The organism is Flavobacterium gyeonganense, assembly GCF_029625295.1.
Lineage (GTDB): Bacteria > Bacteroidota > Bacteroidia > Flavobacteriales > Flavobacteriaceae > Flavobacterium > Flavobacterium gyeonganense.
Genome location: NZ_CP121112.1, coordinates 4,950,607 through 4,974,134, shown reverse-complemented (window position 1 = coordinate 4,974,134; position 23,528 = coordinate 4,950,607). Strand labels below are relative to the sequence as shown.

The following is a 23,528-nucleotide window of genomic DNA, read 5'->3' as shown; positions in this document are numbered from 1 at the left end:
AAGACATGGAAGAAAAAACATTTACCATATCGGTATATTCAGAGAACAATGTGGGTTTGCTTAATAGGATATCAGGAATATTCTTAAAACGTCACATCAATATATTAAGTTTAAACGTTTCAGAGTCAGAAATAGAAAATGTTTCGAGATTTATTATTGTAGTTGAAACCACGGAGAAATGGGTTAAAAACATTGTTGGACAAATCGAAAAACAAATCGAAGTTATCAAAGCATTTTATCATACAGATGAAGAAACAATTTATTTAGAAAACGCTTTATTTAAAATTGCTTCAAGTTTATTATTTGATGAAAAACAAATTCAGAATATTATTAAAGAAAGTCAATCTACAATAGTGACTGTTTCCCGTGATTTTTTTGTGATTTCTAAATCAGGCAGGCGCTCTGAAATTGAAGAATTATACGCCAAATTTAAACCTTACGGAATTATGCAGTTTGTGCGTTCTGGAAGAATTTCCGTTTCAAAAGAAAAAATGGAAATTTCATCATTATTATTAAATGAATTAAAATAGTTAAAAAGCATTCAAATTTAAACATCATACATATTAAATATTAAAAAAAATGGCCAATTATTTCAACACATTACCACTTAGATTACAATTAGAACAATTAGGGGTTTGCGAATTTATGGAGCAATCTGAATTTGCAAATGGGATAGATGCATTAGCAGAAAAAAGTCGTAATCGTAGGTTGCGGAGCACAAGGTTTGAATCAAGGTTTAAACATGAGAGATTCAGGTCTTGATATTTCTTATGCTTTACGTGCAGATGCAATTGCTGAAAAAAGAGCTTCTTTTAAAAATGCTACTGAAAATGGATTTAAAGTAGGTACTTATGAAGAATTAATCCCAACTGCTGATTTAGTTTGTAACTTAACTCCGGACAAACAACATACTGCTGTGGTAAATGCCATTATGCCATTAATGAAACAAGGATCCACTTTAGCATATTCTCACGGATTTAACATCGTTGAAGAGGGAATGCAGATTCGTAAAGACATCACTGTAATTATGTGTGCGCCTAAATGTCCAGGTTCTGAAGTACGTGAAGAATATAAAAGAGGCTTTGGTGTACCGACTCTTATTGCTGTTCACCCTGAAAATGATCCAAACGGTTTAGGTTTGGACCAGGCAAAAGCTTATGCTGTTGCAACAGGAGGACACAGAGCAGGAGTTTTGAGATCATCTTTCGTGGCTGAAGTAAAATCAGACTTAATGGGTGAGCAAACAATTCTTTGCGGATTATTGCAAACAGGATCTATTTTATGTTTTGATAAAATGGTTGAAAAAGGAATTGATGCTGCGTATGCTTCAAAATTAATTCAGTACGGTTGGGAGACTATTACAGAAGCTTTGAAACATGGAGGTATTACAAATATGATGGATCGTTTAAATAATCCTTCAAAAATTGAAGCTTATGAATTAGCAGAAGAATTGAAAGATATCATGCGTCCGTTATTCCAAAAACACCAGGATGATATTATTTCTGGGGAGTTCTCAAGAACAATGATGATTGACTGGGCTAATGATGATATTAATTTGTTAAAATGGAGAGCTGCAACCGGAGAAACTAACTTCGAAAAAACTGCTCCCCAAGAAGCTCCAATCTCTGAGCAGGAATATTTCGATAATGGGGTATTAATGATTGCAATGGTTAAAGCTGGAGTTGAATTAGCTTTCGAAACTATGACAGAAGCAGGTATTATCGAAGAATCAGCATATTATGAGTCATTGCACGAATTACCATTAATCGCAAACACTATAGCCAGAAAGAAATTATTCGAAATGAATCGCGTTATTTCCGATACAGCGGAGTATGGATGTTATTTATTTGATCATGCTTGTAAGCCATTATTGACTGAGTTTATGAAAAAAGTAGAAACTAACATTATTGGAAAACCATTTTCAACTTCAAACGCAGTAGATAACGCTGTTTTGATTGCTGTAAATAAAGAAATTCGCCAGCACCCTATCGAAGAAGTAGGAGCTTGGTTAAGAGAGTCTATGACAGCAATGAAAAAAATAGGATAATATAAATATTACACACCACGTTTGTGTGTTGGGATTTTGCACTGTATCTTAGTTTTTATATAATATTTTGAATTAGTAAGCACTTATTAAGATAATAACAGATATGGCGCATGTTACATTCACTTAACTCAAATTAATAAAGGGTTAAGTGAAGTAATCCCTAATCTTATTTAGTATATATATTTGTAGAAGTTTCTTGTTATAATTAATAATGTTGCTTGGTTATTTTCATACATGAAAAAGGTAAGCAAAAAATTAATTGTTATTGAAATTGTTAAAATTAAAAGGTGTGATATTTATATATCATACCTTTTTTTGTAATATGTTTTTTTGATTAAAACTTTATTTTTTATATTAAATTCATTAAATCGATATGTTTTTTTTATGATTTGTTTTTTTTTAATAAAATTTATGAATTAAATAATTTTAAGAATACGTTGTTATTTAATACATTTATAAAAAAATTACAACAACTATGAGTTATTATAAAATTGAAAATTTAGAACAATATTTTAAACATTACAATAAGTCAATAAGAGAGCCAAGGAAGTTTTGGGGTAAAATTGCTGAAGAAAACTTTACATGGTACCAGCAATGGGAAAAAGTTGTTGATTTTAACATGGCTGAAGCAGAAGTGAAATGGTTTACAGAGGCCAAAGTTAATATTACAAAGAATTGTATTGACAGACATTTGAGTAAAAGAGGAGAAAAAACGGCAATAATATTCGAACCGAACAATCCTTCTGAGGAAGCAATACACATTACCTATAATGAACTATATGAAAGAGTTTCAAAAATGGCTAATGTTTTGCGTGAGCAGGGCGTAACCAAAGGGGATAGAGTTTGTATTTATTTACCAATGATTCCGGAACTCGCTGTAGCAGTTTTAGCATGTGCCAGAATTGGAGCAATACATTCTGTCATTTTTGCAGGTTTTTCAGCTTCAGCAGTTTCTGCAAGAATTAACGACAGTGAATGTAAAATGGTGATTACTTCTGATGGTGGCTACAGAGGAAATAAAACTATTGATCTTAAAGGAATAGTGGATGAAGCGTTGGAAAGCTGTCCATCGGTTTCTAAAGTTTTAGTTGTAAAAAGAACAGAAACTGAAATAAAAATGCAGGAAGGCCGTGATGTTTGGTTACAGCCTTTGTTAGATGCAGCCCTTGATTATAACGTAGCCGAAATCATGGATGCAGAAGATCCTTTATTTATTTTATATACATCAGGTTCTACAGGAAAGCCAAAAGGAATGGTACATACTACAGCAGGATATATGGTTTACACTGCTTATACTTTTAAAAATGTATTCAGTCATGAAGAGAATGATATTTTCTGGTGTACAGCAGATATCGGATGGATTACAGGGCATTCGTATATTTTATACGGACCATTACTGAATGGAGGAACAACTGTAATTTTTGAAGGAGTTCCATCATATCCTGATTTTAGCCGCTTCTGGGAGATTATTGAAAAACATAAAATTACACAATTTTATACTGCCCCAACAGCAATTCGCTCTTTAGCCAAAGAAAGCCTTGATTATATTCAAAAATATCCTTTAAAATCACTTAAGGTTATTGGTTCTGTTGGAGAGCCAATCAACGAAGAAGCCTGGCACTGGTTTAATGATCACGTTGGAGATAAGAGATGTCCGGTTGTAGATACCTGGTGGCAGACAGAAACGGGTGGAATTATGATTTCGCCAATTGCTTTTGTTACACCAACAAAACCTACATATGCAACATTGCCTTTACCAGGAATTCAGCCAGTTCTTATGGATGATAAGCGTAATGAAATTGAAGGTAATCAGGTAGTAGGTAGTTTGTGTATTAAATTTCCATGGCCTGGAATTGCCAGAACTATCTGGGGAGATCATGAGCGTTATAAAAAAACTTATTTCTCTGCTTTTCCAGGTAAATACTTTACAGGAGATGGTGCATTAAGAGATGAAGTTGGATATTATAGAATTACAGGCAGGGTAGATGATGTTGTTATTGTATCCGGACATAATTTAGGAACAGCACCTATTGAAGATGCAATAAATGAGCATCCTGCAGTTGCTGAATCAGCAATTGTAGGCTTCCCGCATGATATAAAAGGTAATGCTTTATATGGCTACGTAATTTTAAAAGAAACAGGTGAAGTTAGAAATAAAGAAAATTTAGCAAAAGAAATCAATCAGTATATTGCTGATCACATTGGGCCAATTGCTAAATTGGATAAAATTCAGTTTGTGTCAGGATTACCAAAAACGCGTTCAGGTAAAATTATGCGTAGAATTTTGCGTAAAATAGCTGAGGGAGATTTTTCTAACTTTGGAGATACTTCAACTTTATTAAATCCTGAAGTTGTTGAAGGTATTATGAATGAAAGAATTTCTTAATCTATTTAAAATAATATTTGCAAAAGGAAGCCGTTTCAATTAGAAACGGCTTCCTTTTTTTATAATCTGTTCTAATTGTTTTCTTTCTTTAAACTTAATCCCATTGGAACCATTAGAATGCCTTTTTCATAAATATTAAGATAGAGTGTAACCGGTTTTTTCTGTCCTTCCCATTTCAATTCATATACATTTAAAAATCCTGCCCCCATGTCACTTCGTTTAGTTGGAAAAGGGCAACAGGTCTCTAATCTTGTATAAGTGATTTTTTCACCATTTGGCCCCGCTAAAGCATTTAAAAAACGGGTTTCATTTATTGCTTCGTCTTTGGTATTTCTGAAGAAAATATTGATAGGATAATTAGGGTTATAACCATACTTTTTGTCTTTGCTGAACTCTTTGATAATAAACGTATTATTTTTGCTTAAAACCAAGTCAGGAGCATTATCATCTACATTTTTTAATGTCGATTTTGTACTTACACATGAAACTGCTGTAATTAATAAAACAATAAGTAAAGTTATTTTTTTCATCGATTTTTAGTATTGCTGTTAATACAAATGTAAAAAGATTTTAGATCATGCCGACAGGATAAGCAAATATTGTGCCTTCAACTTAAAAAAAACATTCTATATTATTCACCAATTAGAATAAAATAGAATGCCTTTTTTTAATGTTTGTATTTGAATTTAAACAATTTCGGCGCTAAGTCCTGCTTCTAAAAGTTGCGTGCATTGTGGTTTTAATTTATCTATTGGACCAGTTTTTACTGTGCATTTCCCGTTGTAATGTACAATTAGGGAACATTGTTCTGCCTGTTCTGCTGTATGGCTGCAAACACGCATTAAAGTATCAATTACATGATCAAAAGTGTTTACATCGTCATTATAAACTATAATTTCATTATTAAAACCTACAGCTTCTTTTTCGCGAACTTTTTCTCTTACTTTTTCTTTAGTACTCATGATTTTAAATTTTGTACTGTGGCAATTACTATTAACTAATTTACGTATTTTAATGAAACCCAGTTGTTTCTTTGAAACTTTTTAACATAAGTTAATCCTTTATCAGTACAAGAGGCATCAATGAATGGAATGTCTTCTTCATAAAAACCACTGAAAAGGATGATTCCTTGTGAATTCAGGCAATCTACATAAGACTGCATATCGTTTAACAAAATATTACGATTAATGTTTGCAATAATCAAATCATATTTTTTATCAGTCAATAAGGCTGCATCTCCTTCATAAACGGTTATGTGGCTGCAATTATTACGTTCTGCATTTTCAATAGAATTCAAATAACACCAATTGTCAATATCTATGGCATCTATAGGCTGTGCACCTTTCATTTCAGCCAAAATAGCTAAAATAGCAGTTCCGCAACCCATGTCTAAAGTTTTTAAACCCTGCACATCCATTTCTAATAAATGCTGAATCATCATGTGTGTTGTTTCATGATGACCTGTTCCAAAACTCATTTTTGGTTCGATTACGATATCAAATTCCGCATCAGTTTTTGGGTGAAAAGGAGCGCGAACATGGCATTTTCCATCTACATCAATGGGTTCAAAATTCTTTTCCCATTCTTCATTCCAGTTTACCTGATCAATTTCTTCAATCGTATATTCGATTTTAAATTCTTCCGATTGTAAAATATAAATGTCATCTAAAATATTCTCGTCCCATAAATCTTTCTTTACGAAAGCCGAAATCCCGTTTTCAGTTTCGGTAAAACTCTCGAAAGCTTTTTCGCCCAATTCGGCAATTAATATTTCCGATCCCAGTTCTTTGGGCTCAATTGAAAAATGATACCCTAAATAGATATTTGACATAGATAATTTTTTTGCAAAGGTAAGAATCGAAAGCAGACTTCTTTATAAATAATTTGTAATTATTTTAATTCTGAAAAAACAAAATATCGGCTTTTTTTGATGTTTTTAGTGATTTAAATTGTTAGCTGATATAATTCCAGATGTTTTTTTCTTTGTCAATTCTATAAAAACGGCTTTTAATACAGCATGTTCAGGTTTTTGTAAAGGCCCATCTTCTTTTAAAATCTTCATAGCATAGTTTCGGGCTAAACTCAAAATATCGCGGTCACGCACAATGTCGGCTATTTGAAGATTGAGTACTCCGCTTTGCTGTGTTCCCATCATATCGCCCGGACCACGCAGTTTCAGGTCAACTTCTGCAATTTCAAAGCCGTCGTTGGTCTGTACCATTGTTTCCATTCGGGTTTTGCTGTCTGAACTGAGTCTGTGGCTTGTCATCAGGATACAATAACTTTGCTCAGCGCCACGACCTACACGTCCACGCAATTGATGTAGCTGAGATAAACCAAAACGTTCAGCACTTTCGATAATCATGACGCTGGCATTCGGAACATTTACACCAACTTCTATGACCGTTGTGGCAACCATAATATTTGTTTTTCCTTCTGAAAAGCGCTTCATTTCAGCATCTTTATCGGCAGGTTTCATCTTTCCGTGTAAAATTGAAATAGAATACTGTGGCAGCGGAAAATCACGTGAAATACTTTCATAACCATCCATCAAATCTTTAAAATCCATTTTTTCAGATTCCTGAATTAATGGATAAACGATATAAATCTGTCTCCCTTTAGCAATTTCATCACGCAGAAACTTCCAGACTTTCAGTCGGTTGCTATCATATCGATGAACCGTCTGAATAGGTTTTCTGCCCGGAGGCAATTCATCAATTACCGAAATGTCTAAATCCCCATACAAACTCATTGCTAAAGTTCTCGGAATAGGAGTGGCGGTCATTACCAAAACATGCGGTGGAATATCATTTTTCTTCCATAATTTTGATCGCTGTTCAACACCAAAACGATGTTGTTCATCAATAACGGCTAATCCTAAATTTTGAAATTTTACTTTATCTTCCAATAAGGCATGTGTGCCAATTAAAATATGTAAAGAACCATTTTCAAGCTCTTCATGAATGATTTTTCTGACTGCAGTTTTAGTAGAACCGGTTAATATTTTAATATTGATGTTTAATGTTTTTGCTAATTCAGATAAGCCGATAAAATGCTGATTGGCCAAAATCTCAGTTGGAGCCATTAAACAAGCCTGAAAGCCATTATCAATTGCCAGAAGCATACTCATGAAAGCTACAATTGTTTTTCCGGAACCTACATCTCCCTGTAATAATCGATTCATCTGGGCATTACTACCCATATCTGAACGAATTTCTTTTACTACTCTTTTTTGTGCATTTGTAAGCTCAAAAGGCAAATGATTTTGATAGAATTCATTGAAGAGTTCGCCCACTTTTGTGAATGGATGTCCTTTAATTTTATGTTTCCGAATTAGGTTTTTGGTAATTAACTGTAACTGAATAAAAAATAATTCTTCAAATTTTAAGCGGAATTGGGCTTTTGCCAAAATATCGGCACTTTTAGGGAAATGAATGTTGAATAAAGCTGCTTTCTTTGAAATTAATTTTAATTCTTCAATTAAATAAGCAGGAAAGGTTTCAGTAAACAAAACTTGTGTTTCGATGAAAAGCTGTTCCATCAATTTGTTAATCGTACGGTTTGAAATCCCTCTGTTAGTCAGGGTTTCTGTTGAAGGATACACCGGCTGCATAGCAGAGCGAAGGCTTTTTTCATGCTCACTTAAAAGCTCAATCTCGGGGTGTGCCATACTAAACTGGTTTCCATATAAAGAGCATTTTCCAAAAATGACACATAATTCATTCAGTTTTAAACTCTCCCGAATCCATTTATGGCCCTGAAACCAGTTTAAATCCATTTGTCCGGTCTCATCTGCAAAAGTAGCAACCAGACGCTTTTTATTTTTAGCAAATTCAACCGTTTTGATATGTATAATTTTGCCAATAATCTGCACTTCAGACCCTGTGTTTTGAAGTTCGTTTATTTTATAATATCGAGTCCTGTCAATGTATCTGTTTGGAAAAAGATTAACTAAATCACCGTATTTATGAATACCTAATTCCTTGCGAAGTAATTGGCCGCGACTAGGGCCGACGCCTTTTAAGTATTCGATTGGGGTATCAAGGAGATTATTGGACATTTCTTTTTTAGACTTCTTGGATTATAGATTTTAGATTGTCTTAGATATTCAAAAAATAACTAAGTTTTACATTTTATCTTTAGAATAGCGAAGATAGATTTTAATTAGGAAATTTGAAAGCTTGTGATTTTGTTTTTAGCAATTATTTTGCTGTTAAATTAAAATAACAGTATATTTGTTGTCAAAATAAATAAACAGTAAATTTATTGTCAAATGGAAAACGGTTGGAATGCACCAAAAATAATAATAGGAAAGGATGCTACAGGTCAATATTATTATAGAAGGGAATATATAGAAAATGAAATTTGGTCAGAAATTAAAAAAGGTAATAATGTATTAATAGCGGCGCCAAGAAGAGTAGGTAAGACATCTGTTATGAAATACTTAATTGAAAATACGGAATCTGGTTATAAACTTATTTTTAGAAATGTTCAGGGTATTGATACCGAAAAGGAATTTTATAAAACAATTTATGAGCTTATAATAAAATGCTTAAACAAATTTAAAAGTAATAAACAATTAATTACTGATTACTTTAAGCAAAAGAAAATTACGGAAATAAGTTGGTCTGGTGGAATAACGATTGAAGACAATGAAATCGATTATTTGTATGAAATCAATAATCTAATACCGAAGCTAGATGTTAACGGAGAGACAATTGTTTTACTAATTGATGAATTACCTGAAGTTCTTCATAATTTACATAAAAAAGGGAATAATGATATTGCTAAAAGTATCATTAAAAATTTGCGACAATGGAGGCAGGAAAATGGTTATGAGAAACTACAATTTGTATTAGCTGGTTCTGTAGGGATTCATTACGTTGTGAATTTAATAGATGGGAGAACATCTGATATTAATGATTTAAATAAAATATATTATCAGCCTTTAAATGAAAATGAAGTTGATAATTATATTGACTGGGCAACTGCCGAAGCATCGGTATTATTTAGTGATGTATTAAAGGAGTATTTGAGAACTAAAATTCAATATTTTGTACCTTATTTCATTAATTTGATGCTTGATGAAATAGATAAAACTGCAAGGAAAAATAGGGATGTTATTATTTCTGAAATAGATATTGATAATGCTTTCAATAGTATTATAAGAAACAACGATTATTTTAGTGATTGGAAAAAAAGGTTGTCTGATTATCTGCCAAAAGACGATTTTAAATTTGTTAATGACATACTTAAACATATAGCACATAGGGATCAAATTACAATTCAGGAAATTTACAATAAAGCCCAATTTTTTGATAAAGAAGAAGACTATATGAGTTTTATAAAAGACTTAACTCAAGATGGTTATATAGTTGAAAGTAATAATAAGTATATTTTTATTTCACCGTTTTTAAAAGAGTTTTGGAAATTAGATAACCCAGTATACAATGGATAATAAAGAAAAAAATAAAGGAACTTGGTTTTTAGAACAACTTAATTTGTATCAGTCAGCAAATAGTGATAGTGATTCTGTAAAAAGGAATTTTATAATTAGAGTAAATGAATTTGAAACTATTATAAATTCTTTAAAAAATAAAGGTAATAATGATCCATTACAGCATGAGTTGATTTTAGGAAGACGCGGTAGTGGAAAATCAACTTTACTGAAAAGAATTCAAATTGAGATTGATGAAAAATCTCAATTTAGCACCAAATATATTGCCGTAAATTTAGCAGAAGAGCAAGCAGGTATTTACAGATTATTTGATTTGTGGGAACAGGTAATAGAAGAGTTAATTTGTAAGTTGAATTTAGAACTAAAATTAAAAGATTTTAAAGAGTTCAAATTAGAACAAGAGTTTACCAGATATTTATACCAAGTTATTCATGAGATTTGTTCAAATGAAAATAAGAAAATAGTTCTTCTTTTGGATAATTTTGATAGAATTGTTGAGAATTTTACTGATGATGGAAACTTATTAAGAGAAACTCTGATAAACTATAATGATATTCAGATTATTGCCGGCAGTACCAGAATGGATGAACATTTTTGGCAATATGACAAGCCTTTTTATGAATTTTTCAGGAGACATCGTTTGGAAGCATTGAGTTCAGAAGAGATTAATACCTTAATTAATCATTGGAGTTTAAGCTTAGAGATTCCTGAATTGAAAGATTATGTTGAGCATAATCGTGGAAAAATAGAGAACATCAGAATTTTGACGGATGGATTGCCTAGAACCTTGCAGTTTTTTATTCAAATATTATTGCAAAATTCTCAATTATACGGATATGAGTATTTGAGAAAAGTGATGGATAATACAACACCATTATATCAGGAGAGATTGAATTATTTGACACCACAGTTGCGTAAAATAATTTCTGAAATGGCTTTTATTTGGGAAGCATGTACAACAAAACAATTGGTTGAAAAATGCAGGATGGAGAGTAAACTTATTTCTGCCAACTTAAAAACACTTATTGATAAAGGAATAGTTGAAAAAATTGAGACTTCAAAAAGAAATCATTTATATAGGATTTCTGAGCGGTTTTTTAACATGTGGCTTATAATAACTCAAGGCAATCCTGAGCAAAAGAGAAAAGCAAAATGGTTGAGTATTTTTTTAGAGAATTGGTATGATGTGAATGATTTTAAAAAACTTGCAGATGAACATATTCATAATTTAAAGGTTAATAAATTAGGTTATAACCAAGCTTTAGTTGTCTCAAAAGCATTAAGTCAATGTAAATATATTTCAATATTTGAAAGGGATACAATTATCGAGCTAACGGAAAATTTAAATGATGAACACAATTATGACAATTTATTAGAATTGCCTAAAAAATATAGTATAATTAGAAAAGAAGTTGGTAAGTTAATAAAAGAAAAAAAGAATCAAGAAGCAATAAAACTTATTCTGGAGATAGAAAATGAAGAAGATGGAATTAAATTTAGTTTGTTAGGTGATTTGTATTTTCATTCAAATGATAAAAAGAATAGCGAGAAATATTTGTTGTTGGCTATTGAAAAAGGAAAATTAAACAAAACGTATAATTTAGCTGTATTGTTTCATCAGCAAAAGAAATATTCAGAAGCAAAAAAATATTATCTATTATCAATTGAGAATAACAATAATCCTGATTCTAATTTCAATTTGGGTTTATTATTTCATGAACAAGGAAAAGTAAAAGATGCTGAAAAATATTATTTAGAGGCAATTAGAAGTGGGAATGATGATGCATTATACAATTTAGCATTATTATATGATGAAAATGAAAATTATGAACTTTCAGAAAAATATTATCTTTTAGCAATTGAAAAAAATGATGATCACGCTATGAATAATTTAGCGATTCAGTATTATTTTAATAACTACAATAAAGAAAAATCATTAGAATTAATTGAAAAATACAATAAGATAAATTTTGAGTCCAAAGCTGTTCAGCCCCAAATTATTATAGAAGTTTGGAATGGTATATTTGATAATTTAGAGGGAAGGTTAATTAATGATTTTCAAGAAAATCATTTCGAAAATTTAGATCTTATCATTTGTCAATTACTAATTCATCAACAAAAAAGATTAATACTTAAACTTTTTAACAATGAAGAATTTGGCGAGGAATTACAGGGAAGATATGCTATATTGTACTATGTTACATTAATTTTGAATAATTTAAGTAAAGAAAATTTAGAGTTGAAAATCCCACCAGAAATTTCAGTAACCGTAAATGATGTAATTTCAGAAATTTCAGAAAGACAAAAAAAATATGAATACTTGTAAAAAATTTTAAATATTCCAATATGACAACTCACTTAGCACTTTTACGAGGAATTAATGTTTCCGGCCACAATATGATGAAAATGGAAGCATTAAAAACGATGCTGCAAAATATTGGTTTTACGAATGTAAGAACCTATCTGCAGTCTGGGAATGTTTTTGTGGATACCGATGAAGAAAGTGCTTCAAAAGTAGGATTTATGATTAAGCAGGAAATTTTTAAAGTTTTTGGACACGAAGTTCCTGTTGTGGTAATTGCAAAAGAAGATTTGGAATTGTGTTTTAAAAACAATCCTTTTCTAAAAGAAAAAGAAGTTGACAGTAAAAAACTTTACGTTGCTTTTGTTTCAATTGCCTTGAAAAAAGAAAGTATAAATGATTTAAAAATCAGCCAATTTAAACCAGACGAAGCAAGTATTGACGGAAACAGAATTTTTATAAAATATGCTATTGGTGCTGGAAAAACCAGATTTGATCAAAAATATATTGAGAAAAAACTTAATGTCACGGCAACAATTAGAAACTGGAATACCGTAACGAATCTGCTTAATATTTATTCAGAGTAAAACAAAAAGCAGGTTTCAAATTAAATATGAAACCTGCTTTTTATTATGGTTGATTATGTTTTTTAGATTCTGAAAATTCCTCCAAAAGCAATAATTCGCTGAAAGAAGAAAAAGTCCTGAAAAGCACTATCGTCATTGCTTGCAGTTGTTTTGATATCCTGCATATTAATATAACCGCCTTTTAATTCTCCCTGAATATAAAAGTGTTTGTAAAAAGTCACATTAATTCCTGCTTTTGCGGATACTCCATAACCCGAAATATGAAAATCATCGTGTCGTTCTTTTCCTAAAAGCTTGGTGTTTGTTTTAGGATACAAAACGCCACCTCCTAAGCCTTCAGTTAAATTAATCTGAACCTTATCAATATTCGGGAGTCTAAACCATTTTGAAATATCATCATGTCTTGAGACTTCTGTGTTTACATAATTTAGGCCATCAGTATGCTCATAGGTTAAGAATTTCTCTGTCATGATTAGCTGTTCCGGCTGTCCTGATATTAATTCGTCATATGTACCTGAATTTGGATAATATCCTGTAACATTCGCAATCTGGTTTTGCGTCATAACATATTTCATATGGTCAACTCCAACTGCAATACTATAATGATCGTTTATGAAATAACCAAGCCTAAAATTCGTCTGCGGAATGGTCATATTAGCCGGATTAATATAATCAACATGCCACCCTTTTGGTTTATCATGTGCTTTCATATCGTGGACAGTGAACTCGTAATCTTTTCCTCTGAAAGTTACATCAGATTTAGAATAACTTTCTCTGTTACCTCCCCATGAAATAAAAAACTTTCCTTTATTGTGTGCTGTGTATTTGTCTTGTATTGCAATTTCTTCCTGGGCAAATGTATTTACAGCGAAACACATTAAGAAAAAAGGCAAGAATAAAAAATTATTTTTCAATTTATTATTATGAAATTAGAATGAATTAACCGTTTTTTTGATAGCTACCAATTTGGTCATTAGTCCTTCGAAATAGTCTAAATGAAGCATATTGGCACCATCGCTTTTAGCATTTGCAGGATCAAAATGAGTTTCGATAAAAATACCATCAACACCTACAGCAATACCTGCTTTAGCAACAGTTTCAATCATATCTGGTCTTCCTCCCGTAACACCGGCAGTTTGATTAGGCTGTTGCAATGAGTGTGTTACATCCAGAACCGTTGTAGCATATTGCTGCATAGTGGGAATCCCACGGTAATCAACAATCATATCCTGATAACCAAACATAGTACCACGGTCAGTCACTATAACATTTTCATTATTACAATCTAACACTTTTTGAACTGCATGTTTCATGCTTTCCGGACTCATGAATTGTCCTTTTTTCAAATTTACTGTTTTTCCTGTATTAGCAGCAGCTACAACCAAATCAGTCTGACGTACTAAGAAAGCAGGAATTTGTAATACATCCACATATTGTGCGGCCATATCAGCGTCTTCATTCGTATGAATATCTGTTACTGTTGGAACATGGAAAGTTTCAGAAACTTTTCGTAAAATTTTTAGTGCTTTTTCATCACCAATTCCGGAGAAACTATCAATTCTGGAACGGTTGGCTTTTTTAAATGATCCTTTAAATACATAAGGAATCTGAAGTTTGTCGGTAATACCAACTAATTTCTCAGCAATTCGAAGTGCCATTTCTTCTCCTTCTATAGCGCAGGGTCCTGCTAATAAAAAGAAATTGCCACTGTCAGTATGCTTAATTTGTGGAATATGCTGTAAATTCATATCTGTGATTTTTTGACAGTGCAAATGTAGTCAGGATTTGCTATTTACAGATGAAGATTTGTGATTATTTTAAGAAACAGCGTTAACTTTTAGAAAAAATGTATTTATGCCAAATACTGTTGTTTCTTTATTGACAGAAACTAAAAAAGCCTCTTAAAAATTAAAAGGCTTTGAATAAAAATATTTTTAACGATGACCATGTGCATGTGATTTAGCACTTTTGTCTCCGGATATTTTTTTTGCCTGACCAGGAGGCATTTTTTTTGATTTGTGGTGTGAATGAGAATGTGAGTGGTTGTGTACCGTACATCCTAACATACTTACAATTACAAACAATATTACCATAATTATCACGGCAACTTTAGTGTAGTTGGAATTTTTCATGAGATTATTTTAAATTTGGAAGTACAAATATAATAGTTCGTGTGCTATTTATTTTAGCCCTTAATTTGTTTAAAATCATTATAAACTAAAAGCCCCAGAGTTTATCTTCGGGGCTTTTAGTTTTATTTTTAACAATTACTCTTCTTTCATAGTATGATAGACGTTCATTACGTCATCATCTTCTTCTATTTTTTCAATCAGTTTTTCAACGTCGGCTATTTGAGCTTCTGTTAATTCTTTTGTGATTTGAGGAATACGTTCAAAACCAGATGATAAGATTTCCAGTCCTCTGTTTTCTAATTCTTTTTGTAAAGCTCCAAAACTTCCAAAAGGAGCATAAATTAAGATTCCGTCTTCATCCTCAAAAACTTCTTCGGCACCAAAATCAATTAGTTCTAATTCTAATTCTTCGGCATCAAGACCATTATTGGCAATTCTGAAATTACAAGTGTGGTCAAACATAAACTCAACAGAACCCTGAGTACCCATAGTACCGTTACATTTATTGAAATAACTGCGGATATTGGCTACTGTTCTGTTGTTGTTATCAGAAGCTGTCTCAATCAAAATGGCAATTCCGTGAGGGGCATATCCTTCGAATAAAATTTCTTTATAGTTGGCAGTATCTTTATTACTTGCATTTTTTATAGCACGCTCCACATTATCTTTAGGCATGTTGGCTGCTTTTGCATTTTGTATAACAGCTCTTAATCTAGAATTGGCGTCTGGGTTTGGTCCGCCTTCTTTAACAGCCATAACGATATCTTTACCAATTCTGGTAAATGTTTTGGCCATTGCTGACCAACGTTTCATTTTTCTTCCTTTTCTAAATTCGAACGCTCTTCCCATTTCTAATTTTTAGTTTTGTGATGCAAAAATACGGTTATTCCTTATTTTTCCAAAATCAAATTATATTCTTTTTAAAATTATGCTTTTAGTTTAAAAAATAAAAAAAGTTTGAAATTTAGATAATCTGAAAATTATTTTGAAGTATTAAATTCATTGATAATATTTACGGCTTCATTCAGGTAAGGATTGGTTTTCAGATTGTCAATTTTATACTGATTTATTGTTTTTTCAGCGGGGTATACACCAAGTAAGAATTGATTTATAGTTGAATTATATATATCTAACGGATTATTTGTATCACTAAATGCATTAATTTCCTTCCATATTTTTTCTCTGATAGTTTTCTGCTCAAAGATTGAATTCATTGTCATTGGTACTTCCGTTTTTGGAGCATTTATTATTTCGTCAATTTTTGAATTGATTTCCCTGATTTGTTTAAAATAGGAATTTTCAGCTAATCTTGCCGAACTGTTTTTGGCAATTTTATCAATTAGATTTCTTTTTACATAAGGTTTGTATTTTAATGAAAGGTCGATGCTGTCATTTAAGATAGCAGTTGGGAAACTACTTTCTTTTTGAAAGATGTTTTCATAGAATTCAGGAAGAATAACATCTGGTTTAACACCTGTATTTTGATGGGTTTTACCGGTTATTCTGTAAAATTTATTAATACTTATTTTTAGAAAATCGGTAGTTGTATTTTCATCAAGAGGAACTATTGTCTGCATGGTAGCTTTTCCTAACGTGCTACTGCCTAATAACAAAGCACGGTTATAGTCTTGTAAATTTGAAGCAAAAAATTCACTTGCAGAAGCTGTATTGCTGTTTATTAAAATTACGATTGGTCCTTTGTAGATCAAACCTCTGTACGGGTCGTTTATTACAGTTCTATTTTGCTTATTATCTATAACAACAGAAAGAGGTCCGTAATCAATAAACATACCGGACAGCCTTATAGCTTCTTCCATAGAACCACCACCGTTATTAATCAGATCAATTACAAGACCTTTTATGTTATCTCTCTCAAGTTTGATGACTTCCCTGGCTACATCATCAGCGCAGCCTTTACGGTTATTTTGATCCAGATCAGCATAGAAGCTGGGAATCTTAATATATCCAATTTTGCTTTCTTTACCAATAATGAAACTATAAACAGAATTTTCTTCATCTTTCATTATTTGCTTTTCGATATAAACCTCAAAATTTTTACCAGAATTTCGTTTTAAAGTAAGCGTAATCTTTTTATTAGACTCAGATAATATCATACTTGAAACAGATTCTAATGATGCACATGAAACTTCTAAGGTTTCTTTTTGATTTGAAATTGAAACTATCTGGTCTCCTTTTTTAATCTGTCCCGTTTGAAATGCAGGACCATTTGGATCTAATTCATCAATAATGATTTCATTTTTCTCATTTAATTTTAAACTTACTCCTAATGAAAAATGTTCTTTCGATAAAGATGCTACAAAACTTGATTTAGAATCATCGCTAAAGTAGGCTGTATGCGGATCAAAGTAGGTACAAAAAAAGTTATAAAGGTTTTCCTGTTGTGTGTCTTTTCGTTCTAAAAGTGTATTTATCCTGCAGATTTCGTTTGATAAAATAGTAGTTCTCGATTGTAATTCAATTGACTTGAAATTTAATTTTAAAGAATCAAGATTGTCGCTTTTTTCAGCAATATCATCCAGGATTTGGTAACGGATTTTTTTTAGCCACACTTTCTCCAAATCTTCTTTTTTAAGATAAAATTTGAAGGCTTTTTTGTAAAACCGGATAGTGTCCTTTTTATTGTAATCAATTGTTCCGGTTTGAATTTTCTCTAAAATAGCTTTATTGCGCAGAAGTCCATTTCTGTATTTGTTCGTAATATCAGACAAAAAACTACAATCTCCTTTTACTATCAAATCATCTATATTCAGTCGATATTGTTTAGACATTTCATCATATTCTGATTTGAAAAAAACATTTCGGGAAGGATCCAGCTCATCCATTAAATTATCAAAAACATAAATTGATAAATTATCATCCAATGGTTTTGGTCTAATGTGTTCGTTTTGAATTAGATGATTTATTTTGGTAAGTATTTCACATGTCTTGTCACTATTTTGAGAAAATAGAATGTTTGTAATAAGTAGAAATACCGATATTATTTTTTTCATATTTTGAAGAATTCCAGAATTAAATTTACGTTTAATTTTTTATTAATTGTTATATTTTTCCGGAATATTCTTATATCAAAATAGTGGTTCAATAAAAAATGCATCACAATTAAGCAATGCATTTTTTGAATATTTATCTAAAATTTTATTTTTTATAAAAGGGTAATTTTACCACTTTAGCCGGAACATCATTTTTTCTGATTCTGATAAAAATATCGGTAGCGACTGCGCTGTTTGCAACTGTAACATAGCCCAGACCAATCCCTTTGCCCATAGAAGGCGACATGGTTCCGGAAGTCACAATTCCGATAACATTTCCGTCAGCGTCTACAATTTCATAATCGTGTCTTGGCACTGCACGCTCCTGCATTTCAAAAGCAACCAATTTTCTAGTAACACCTGTTTCTTTTTGCTTTTTCAAGCTTTCAGAATTAGTAAAATCTTTAGTAAATTTCGTGATCCATCCTAAACCAGCTTCCAGCGGAGAAGTAGTATCATTAATATCATTTCCGTACAAACAGAATCCCATTTCAAGACGTAAAGTATCACGTGCAGCAAGACCAATCGGCTTAATTCCGAAAGATGCCCCGGCTTCAAAAACTTTGTTCCAGATTTGTTCTACTTCACTGTTTTTGCAGTAAATTTCAAATCCGCCAGAACCAGTATATCCTGTAGCAGAAATGATTACATGTTCGATTCCTGCAAAATCGCCTATTTCAAAATGGTAATATGTTATTGCAGACAAATCAACAGAAGTTAAAGACTGCATTGCTTCAACTGCTTTTGGACCCTGAATGGCTAATAATGAATAATCGTCTGAAAGATTTCTCATTTCAACTCCTAAATCATTGTGAGACGAAATCCAGTTCCAGTCTTTTTCAATATTCGAAGCATTTACTACTAACAAATATTGTTCTTCCTTCATTTTATACACAATCAAATCATCTACGATCCCGCCTTCATTGTTTGGAAGACAAGAATATTGGGCTCTACCAATTGTCAGAGTTGATGCATCATTTGAAGTCACTTTCTGAATCAAAGCTAAAGCATTAGGTCCTGTCAACAAAAATTCCCCCATATGCGAAACGTCAAAAACACCCACACTGTTACGAACTGTTTCGTGTTCAGCATTTACACCTTCGTAAGTAATTGGCATATTATAACCTGCAAATGGAAGCATTTTTGCTCCTAAACCTTCATGTATGTGCGTAAGCGCAGTATTTTTCATTGTATTGTTGTATAAAATTGTTTTGCAAATCTATTCAAAAAATATCGAATATAAATGGCTTAAATTGTAAATTTCGCAATGATTTGGAGCTCTTTCCTGTTATTCGCTATATCTTTTTATTTTTAAAGGAAAAATAAAAAGGATGTCGCTGCTACCAGGGCTAGTAGTCGTTGCAAAGAATAATTTATGATTTTGATTTTTTGATGTAACTTTAGAATATAAAAGCACCGCGATGAAGTTGACGTATTTAATTACAAAAGAAGAAATCATAAAATTTTACAAAGCTGCAAATCCATTGACACACAAAGGACTTCAGGGACATGCGGTAATAATTGCTGGAAGTTATGGCAAAGTAGGAGCCGCTGTCCTGGCTTCAAAATCCTGTATCAAATCGGGTTGTGGTCTTGTAACGACTTTTGCTCCAAAATGCGGTTATCAGATTCTTCAGATTTCAATTCCTGAGGTCATGGTTGTCACTGACGAAAATACAAACTTTATAACCCATATTCAGCTTCCGTTGATTCCACAAGCAATTGGCATAGGTCCGGGAATAGGGAAGGAGTTAGGAACACAAAAAGCTCTATTTGAATTTTTAAGAACGAATAAAACTTCTTTAGTACTGGATGCAGACGCTTTAAATATTCTTTCAGAAAATCAGTCATGGCTCGAATTAATCCCTGAAAATACAATTTTGACTCCACATCCAAAAGAACTCGAACGTTTAATTGGCAAATGGGATTCTGAATCTGAGAAGTTTCAGAAAGCAATCGCTTTTTCAGAACATCATAAAGTAATTATTGTAATGAAAGGAGCCCCAACTTACATTATCAATAAGACAAAAGTTTACCAAAACACAACCGGAAACGCAGCGTTGGCAACTGCCGGAAGCGGTGATGTACTTACAGGAATCATTACCAGTTTACTTGCACAGGATTATGTACCTGTCCAGGCAGCACAATTAGCAGTGTTTATTCACGGATTATCAGCTGATATTGCTTTACCAGAAACCGGTTATCAGTCTTTTATAGCATCTGATATCATTAAAAACCTTGGAAAAGCATTTTTGAGCCTTGAAAATTAATTTCCTTTGCTCATTTGAGGTATTTTTCTAATACTTCTTTTAGGGTTTGTGCAATAAAAAATAGAAATTCTTCAGAATCATTATTTTCGTTCAATCTGGAATAGTTTTTTTTATTTTCTTCATCTCCCTTTATGTTCAAAATTGGATATCCCTTTTGTAATAAAACTAAATTCATGATTAGTCTGGAAATTTTTCCGTTTCCTTCGTCAAAAGGATCAATTTTTAAAAGGCGGAAATGCATTTCTCCGGCTAAAACAATAGGATGCAATTTGTTTTTATTGACTTCGAACCAAGTGAAATATTCTTCTATTTCTTTGGAAATCAAAAAAGTTTTAGACTCTTTCTCACTTGTTCTGGTTTTTTTATAATTGCCACTTTCAGAATGTATTCCTCTTTGGATTAAATTGTGAATTGATAAAAGATTACGTTCAGTAAAAGAATTGTTTTTTTCTAAATCTTTTATAAAACGGATAGCTTCCTGATGATTTACGGCTTCCAGGTGTTCCTTCATACTTTTACCCGAAATAGTCACCCCTTCGTTAATCACCATTTCTGTTTCTTTAAGAGTCATGGTATTCCCATCTATTCGATTACTTTCAAAAGTATATTCTAATTCGGATTTTTGCGAAATTTCATTAAAATTGTTTTGGGCAGAAGAATCCAATTTTGTTTTTAGAAGTTCAATTTCCTGTAGCATTTTTCCTAAAGTAACTGATACTTTTATTTTTGATACAGATTTTTGATATTTAAGCTCTTGTTCGGTTGCAGCAAGCGCTTTTAAAGCAAATTCTTCATCTCCAATTTCGTATAAAATTTTTTCTTTTAACCATGCAATCATCAAAGTTTCATGATCAATTTCTAAAAGTGTGGCTAATTTTGTAATCTGGTCTTTTGTTGGTTTTCGCAGGCCGCTTTCAAATTTACTGATTAAAGCCTGATCAATGCTTAATATTTGTGCTACTTCACGGGTTTTTAGTCCCTTTTTTTCACGAGCATTTTTAAGAAGTGATTTCATTTTAAAAGAGGTTTGTCTTGACGTAATTTGTCATTAGATTTAAAATAAAAAAAGCAATACATTAATATTGCTTTTTAAAATATCTTGTTTTAAGAAAAACCACAATTCCTACAAAGGATATTAATTAAACGCTTTTTTTATACGATCTAAGTCACGTTTTGTATCCTGTTCTTTTAGGGATTCACGTTTGTCGTAATTTTTCTTTCCTTTACAAAGTCCGATTTGAAGTTTTGCAAGTCCTTTTTCATTCGTGAACAGTTTAAGAGGAACAATAGTTAATCCTTTTGCCTGAACACTTTTCTGAAGGTTTTTTAATTCTTTCCGATTTAGAAGCAATTTTCTTTCGCTTCTTGATTTATGATTAAACTGATTTCCAAATGAATATTCTTCGATGTATGTATTAATAGCGAAAAGCTCATTATTACTAAATTCACAGAAGCTTTCGGTAATATTAGCCTTCCCTAATCGGATTGATTTAATTTCAGTTCCTGCCAAAACAATTCCGGCAGTATAGGTATCGATTATTTCATAATCAAACCTGGCTCTTTTATTAAGTATATTGACTGATTTTAACATGATGCAAAAATAAGTAAAATTGTAAACTTTGACGTGCTTAAATATAATTAAAGTTTTTTTTAATCTATGATTTTAATCATTCCCGTCGCAAAAGGTTCCCCATAAGTTTGTCATGTAATTAATAAACATAATAACATGAAAAAAATTGTAACATTAGTGAGCATAATTTTAATTGGTTTAACCGTTAAAGCTCAGGAGGGCAGTCAGGGATTAAAAGGAACATGGTTTGCAACTTCACAATTTGGCTATCAGCAGACCAAAATGGCTGATGAAAAAAACACAAGTTTATCTGTATTGCCAATTGTTGGGACATTTGTATCTCCATCTGTGGCTGTGGGAGCAGGAGTTGGATACATCAATATTAAATCCGAATCAGACGCAGGTACAGCTGCAAAAACTGATCTTATTGTTGTTCAGCCTTTGGTAAGAAAATATTGGAATGTAGCCGGTTCACTGTATTTCTTCGGACAAGCTGCTTTGCCGGTAATTACGGGAAAAGAAAAGGAAAGCGATTTAAAAGTAAATCAGTTTGGGTTATCTGTATCAGGAGGCTTTGATTATTTTATAACTAAAAACTTCTCAGTTGAATTTTCTTATGACTTAGCCAATTTTACAACTACAACTCTTGAGCCTAAAAATGGAGAGAAAACTACAGTTACTAATTTTGGACTAGCGCACGTTGCAAATGTTGATCCGTTTTACAACACGGCTTTGGCAGGAAGTAATCCAAACCTCACATCACCGCTTTCTTTTGGATTTAAGTTCTTATTCTAAAATTTAATGAATTGTTTTGGGTCAATTCGTTAATTTTGCACAAAAGACCGTACTTTTTAAGCACAGTCTTTTGTTATTCATTTAAAAATATAAACATGCAAAGTAAATCTAAAGATCCGCTTCACGGAATAACGCTTCAAAAAATTCTTGAAACCCTTATAGGTTATTATGGTTTTGATACTTTAGGAGAGTTAATTCCGATCAAATGTTTTACTGAAAATCCTAGTATAAAATCTAGTCTTAAATTTTTAAGAAAAACAGATTGGGCCAGAAAAAAAGTGGAAAATCTGTATATTAAATCAATTTCTAAGTTTCCTGAAAATTAATTTAGTTTGTAAGAAATCATAATGCCACCTCCATAAGGCAGCCATTCGCCACTTTTATTCCAGTTTTTTACATTTTCGTAACTTCCTGGTGTACCATCATTATAATGGCCTTTGTAAAATCCCTGATGCCAGCCTCCTCTTACAAAAAGATCTAATAAAAATTTTTCATTAAGTTTTTTGTTATACCCAATTGTTGCACCTATTCTATATCCCATTCCTTTTTCATAATGGTTCGGGAAATCCTTCCAGTAATCCCATTTCTGGATTTCATATGTATCAAAACCTATATGGCCCCCCGTATAAAAGCCATTGTATTTTTCTTTAAAATTATATCGTATTTCAGGAGTATAAGTAATAAATTTCATTGGTTTTTTTCCATCAAATGATTCCCAAAAGGAAGCCATAACATCCAAACTAAAAGTCGTTTTTTTGCCAATACTTGTTTCTAATCCCAGATTGGGAACAAGAACTAAAGCGGAAAAAGTATTGAATTTTATATAAGTTTGACCTTTTACACTTATTGAAAGTATAAAAAGAATTATGAGTATTTTTTTCATGTTTTAAGTTTAAATAAAACAAGAAAAAATTTCATGTTTTATTTGCAA

Annotated in this window: 20 protein-coding genes and 2 pseudogenes; 9 read left to right on the top strand and 13 right to left on the bottom strand. The window is 31.8% G+C overall.

From position 1 onward, the window contains the following. Positions 1-5 precede the first annotated feature (5 nt). The 3 genes and pseudogenes from ilvN (at position 6) to acs (ending at position 4,433) form a co-directional block, all read left to right on the top strand. Positions 6-530 (top strand): acetolactate synthase small subunit, encoded by a 525-nt coding sequence (gene ilvN, locus P5P89_RS21050; protein ID WP_223678617.1) that lies wholly within the window; start codon positions 6-8, stop codon positions 528-530. A gap of 49 nt (positions 531-579) precedes the next feature. Beyond that, a pseudogene (gene ilvC / locus P5P89_RS21045) lies at positions 580-2,047 on the top strand (ketol-acid reductoisomerase). A 475-nt stretch (positions 2,048-2,522) separates the two neighbouring features. Next, positions 2,523-4,433, top strand: a complete 1,911-nt coding sequence (gene acs / locus P5P89_RS21040; protein WP_278010092.1) for an acetate--CoA ligase — start codon at positions 2,523-2,525, stop codon at positions 4,431-4,433. Positions 4,434-4,504: 71 nt separating this feature from the next. On the opposite strand, the gene P5P89_RS21035 is transcribed toward acs, so the two are convergent. From P5P89_RS21035 to recG, 4 genes and pseudogenes are all read right to left on the bottom strand, one after another. Then, a complete protein-coding gene (locus P5P89_RS21035) occupies positions 4,505-4,963 on the bottom strand; it encodes a 2-dehydro-3-deoxyphosphooctonate aldolase (protein ID WP_278010091.1) in 459 nt (152 codons plus the stop codon). Between the two features lie 156 nt (positions 4,964-5,119). Then, positions 5,120-5,395: an ATP-dependent Clp protease adaptor ClpS gene (locus P5P89_RS21030; protein ID WP_223678613.1), complete on the bottom strand. Its 276-nt coding sequence runs from the start codon at positions 5,393-5,395 to the stop codon at positions 5,120-5,122. A 35-nt stretch (positions 5,396-5,430) separates the two neighbouring features. Further along, positions 5,431-6,264 (bottom strand): 50S ribosomal protein L11 methyltransferase, encoded by an 834-nt coding sequence (gene prmA / locus P5P89_RS21025; RefSeq protein WP_278010090.1) that lies wholly within the window; start codon positions 6,262-6,264, stop codon positions 5,431-5,433. A 121-nt stretch (positions 6,265-6,385) separates the two neighbouring features. Then, a pseudogene (gene recG / locus P5P89_RS21020) lies at positions 6,386-8,493 on the bottom strand (ATP-dependent DNA helicase RecG). Positions 8,494-8,706: 213 nt separating this feature from the next. On the opposite strand from recG, the gene P5P89_RS21015 reads away from it, so the two are divergent. Genes P5P89_RS21015 through P5P89_RS21005 form a run of 3 tightly spaced genes read left to right on the top strand, consistent with a single transcriptional unit; the run spans position 8,707 to position 12,780 of the window. Further along, on the top strand, positions 8,707-9,891 hold the full coding sequence (locus tag P5P89_RS21015) for an AAA-like domain-containing protein (RefSeq protein ID WP_278010089.1): 1,185 nt from the start codon (positions 8,707-8,709) through the stop codon (positions 9,889-9,891). Next, positions 9,884-12,217, top strand: a complete 2,334-nt coding sequence (locus tag P5P89_RS21010) for a tetratricopeptide repeat protein (protein WP_278010088.1) — start codon at positions 9,884-9,886, stop codon at positions 12,215-12,217. Before P5P89_RS21015 ends, P5P89_RS21010 begins: the two co-directional genes overlap by 8 nt. Before the next feature lie 20 nt (positions 12,218-12,237). Next, a complete protein-coding gene (locus tag P5P89_RS21005; protein ID WP_278010087.1) occupies positions 12,238-12,780 on the top strand; it encodes a DUF1697 domain-containing protein in 543 nt (180 codons plus the stop codon). 62 nt (positions 12,781-12,842) lie between these two features. On the opposite strand, the gene P5P89_RS21000 is transcribed toward P5P89_RS21005, so the two are convergent. The 6 genes from P5P89_RS21000 to gcvT form a co-directional block, all read right to left on the bottom strand. Continuing rightward, positions 12,843-13,658 (bottom strand): hypothetical protein, encoded by an 816-nt coding sequence (locus tag P5P89_RS21000; RefSeq protein WP_379681169.1) that lies wholly within the window; start codon positions 13,656-13,658, stop codon positions 12,843-12,845. Between the two features lie 51 nt (positions 13,659-13,709). Continuing rightward, positions 13,710-14,528, bottom strand: coding sequence for a 3-deoxy-8-phosphooctulonate synthase (kdsA, locus tag P5P89_RS20995; protein WP_278010085.1), 819 nt, complete (start codon positions 14,526-14,528; stop codon positions 13,710-13,712). A 186-nt stretch (positions 14,529-14,714) separates the two neighbouring features. After that, complete coding sequence (locus P5P89_RS20990) at positions 14,715-14,912, bottom strand: hypothetical protein (protein WP_278010084.1); 198 nt, start codon at positions 14,910-14,912, stop codon at positions 14,715-14,717. A gap of 135 nt (positions 14,913-15,047) precedes the next feature. Further along, positions 15,048-15,761, bottom strand: coding sequence for a YebC/PmpR family DNA-binding transcriptional regulator (locus tag P5P89_RS20985; protein ID WP_026729302.1), 714 nt, complete (start codon positions 15,759-15,761; stop codon positions 15,048-15,050). Between the two features lie 131 nt (positions 15,762-15,892). Then, a complete protein-coding gene (locus tag P5P89_RS20980) occupies positions 15,893-17,923 on the bottom strand; it encodes a carboxy terminal-processing peptidase (RefSeq protein ID WP_278010083.1) in 2,031 nt (676 codons plus the stop codon). 145 nt (positions 17,924-18,068) lie between these two features. Then, entirely contained in the window at positions 18,069-19,151 is a 1,083-nt protein-coding gene (gene gcvT / locus P5P89_RS20975; RefSeq protein ID WP_278010082.1) for a glycine cleavage system aminomethyltransferase GcvT, read from the bottom strand. A gap of 232 nt (positions 19,152-19,383) precedes the next feature. On the opposite strand from gcvT, the gene P5P89_RS20970 reads away from it, so the two are divergent. Continuing rightward, the gene (locus P5P89_RS20970; protein ID WP_278010081.1) at positions 19,384-20,232 is read left to right on the top strand and encodes an NAD(P)H-hydrate dehydratase; all 849 of its coding nucleotides are present in this window, start codon (positions 19,384-19,386) and stop codon (positions 20,230-20,232) included. Between the two features lie 10 nt (positions 20,233-20,242). Here P5P89_RS20970 and P5P89_RS20965 read toward each other — a convergent pair whose 3' ends face one another. Together P5P89_RS20965 and smpB are read right to left on the bottom strand one after the other, a co-directional pair. Next, positions 20,243-21,247 carry a Fic family protein gene (locus P5P89_RS20965; protein ID WP_278010080.1) on the bottom strand — a complete coding sequence of 335 codons (1,005 nt, stop codon included), beginning with the start codon at positions 21,245-21,247 and terminating at the stop codon, positions 20,243-20,245. 120 nt (positions 21,248-21,367) lie between these two features. Continuing rightward, positions 21,368-21,823: an SsrA-binding protein SmpB gene (smpB, locus tag P5P89_RS20960; RefSeq protein WP_025571512.1), complete on the bottom strand. Its 456-nt coding sequence runs from the start codon at positions 21,821-21,823 to the stop codon at positions 21,368-21,370. 135 nt (positions 21,824-21,958) lie between these two features. Here smpB and P5P89_RS20955 point away from each other — a divergent pair, with 135 nt between their 5' ends. Together P5P89_RS20955 and P5P89_RS20950 are read left to right on the top strand one after the other, a co-directional pair. Then, on the top strand, positions 21,959-22,597 hold the full coding sequence (locus P5P89_RS20955; protein WP_278010079.1) for a hypothetical protein: 639 nt from the start codon (positions 21,959-21,961) through the stop codon (positions 22,595-22,597). 95 nt (positions 22,598-22,692) lie between these two features. After that, positions 22,693-22,923: a VF530 family protein gene (locus P5P89_RS20950; RefSeq protein WP_278010078.1), complete on the top strand. Its 231-nt coding sequence runs from the start codon at positions 22,693-22,695 to the stop codon at positions 22,921-22,923. Here the strand turns inward: P5P89_RS20950 and P5P89_RS20945 are convergent. Beyond that, entirely contained in the window at positions 22,920-23,480 is a 561-nt protein-coding gene (locus P5P89_RS20945) for a DUF3575 domain-containing protein (RefSeq protein WP_278010077.1), read from the bottom strand. The genes P5P89_RS20950 and P5P89_RS20945 overlap by 4 nt on opposite strands. Positions 23,481-23,528: the final 48 nt, after the last annotated feature.

Coding starts and splice junctions, on each gene's coding strand:
- P5P89_RS20985 (WP_026729302.1), bottom strand. CDS start 15,761: ATGGGAAGAGCGTTCGAATTTAGAAAAGGAAGAAAAATGAAACGTTGG.
- P5P89_RS20950 (WP_278010078.1), top strand. CDS start 22,693: ATGCAAAGTAAATCTAAAGATCCGCTTCACGGAATAACGCTTCAAAAA.
- P5P89_RS20970 (WP_278010081.1), top strand. CDS start 19,384: ATGAAGTTGACGTATTTAATTACAAAAGAAGAAATCATAAAATTTTAC.
- P5P89_RS21005 (WP_278010087.1), top strand. CDS start 12,238: ATGACAACTCACTTAGCACTTTTACGAGGAATTAATGTTTCCGGCCAC.
- gcvT (WP_278010082.1), bottom strand. CDS start 19,151: ATGAAAAATACTGCGCTTACGCACATACATGAAGGTTTAGGAGCAAAA.
- kdsA (WP_278010085.1), bottom strand. CDS start 14,528: ATGAATTTACAGCATATTCCACAAATTAAGCATACTGACAGTGGCAAT.
- prmA (WP_278010090.1), bottom strand. CDS start 6,264: ATGTCAAATATCTATTTAGGGTATCATTTTTCAATTGAGCCCAAAGAA.
- P5P89_RS20945 (WP_278010077.1), bottom strand. CDS start 23,480: ATGAAAAAAATACTCATAATTCTTTTTATACTTTCAATAAGTGTAAAA.
- P5P89_RS20990 (WP_278010084.1), bottom strand. CDS start 14,912: ATGAAAAATTCCAACTACACTAAAGTTGCCGTGATAATTATGGTAATA.
- P5P89_RS21030 (WP_223678613.1), bottom strand. CDS start 5,395: ATGAGTACTAAAGAAAAAGTAAGAGAAAAAGTTCGCGAAAAAGAAGCT.
- P5P89_RS20965 (WP_278010080.1), bottom strand. CDS start 21,247: ATGAAATCACTTCTTAAAAATGCTCGTGAAAAAAAGGGACTAAAAACC.
- P5P89_RS21035 (WP_278010091.1), bottom strand. CDS start 4,963: ATGAAAAAAATAACTTTACTTATTGTTTTATTAATTACAGCAGTTTCA.
- acs (WP_278010092.1), top strand. CDS start 2,523: ATGAGTTATTATAAAATTGAAAATTTAGAACAATATTTTAAACATTAC.
- P5P89_RS21000 (WP_379681169.1), bottom strand. CDS start 13,658: ATGTGTTTCGCTGTAAATACATTTGCCCAGGAAGAAATTGCAATACAA.
- P5P89_RS21015 (WP_278010089.1), top strand. CDS start 8,707: ATGGAAAACGGTTGGAATGCACCAAAAATAATAATAGGAAAGGATGCT.
- smpB (WP_025571512.1), bottom strand. CDS start 21,823: ATGTTAAAATCAGTCAATATACTTAATAAAAGAGCCAGGTTTGATTAT.
- P5P89_RS20980 (WP_278010083.1), bottom strand. CDS start 17,923: ATGAAAAAAATAATATCGGTATTTCTACTTATTACAAACATTCTATTT.
- P5P89_RS20955 (WP_278010079.1), top strand. CDS start 21,959: ATGAAAAAAATTGTAACATTAGTGAGCATAATTTTAATTGGTTTAACC.
- P5P89_RS21010 (WP_278010088.1), top strand. CDS start 9,884: ATGGATAATAAAGAAAAAAATAAAGGAACTTGGTTTTTAGAACAACTT.
- ilvN (WP_223678617.1), top strand. CDS start 6: ATGGAAGAAAAAACATTTACCATATCGGTATATTCAGAGAACAATGTG.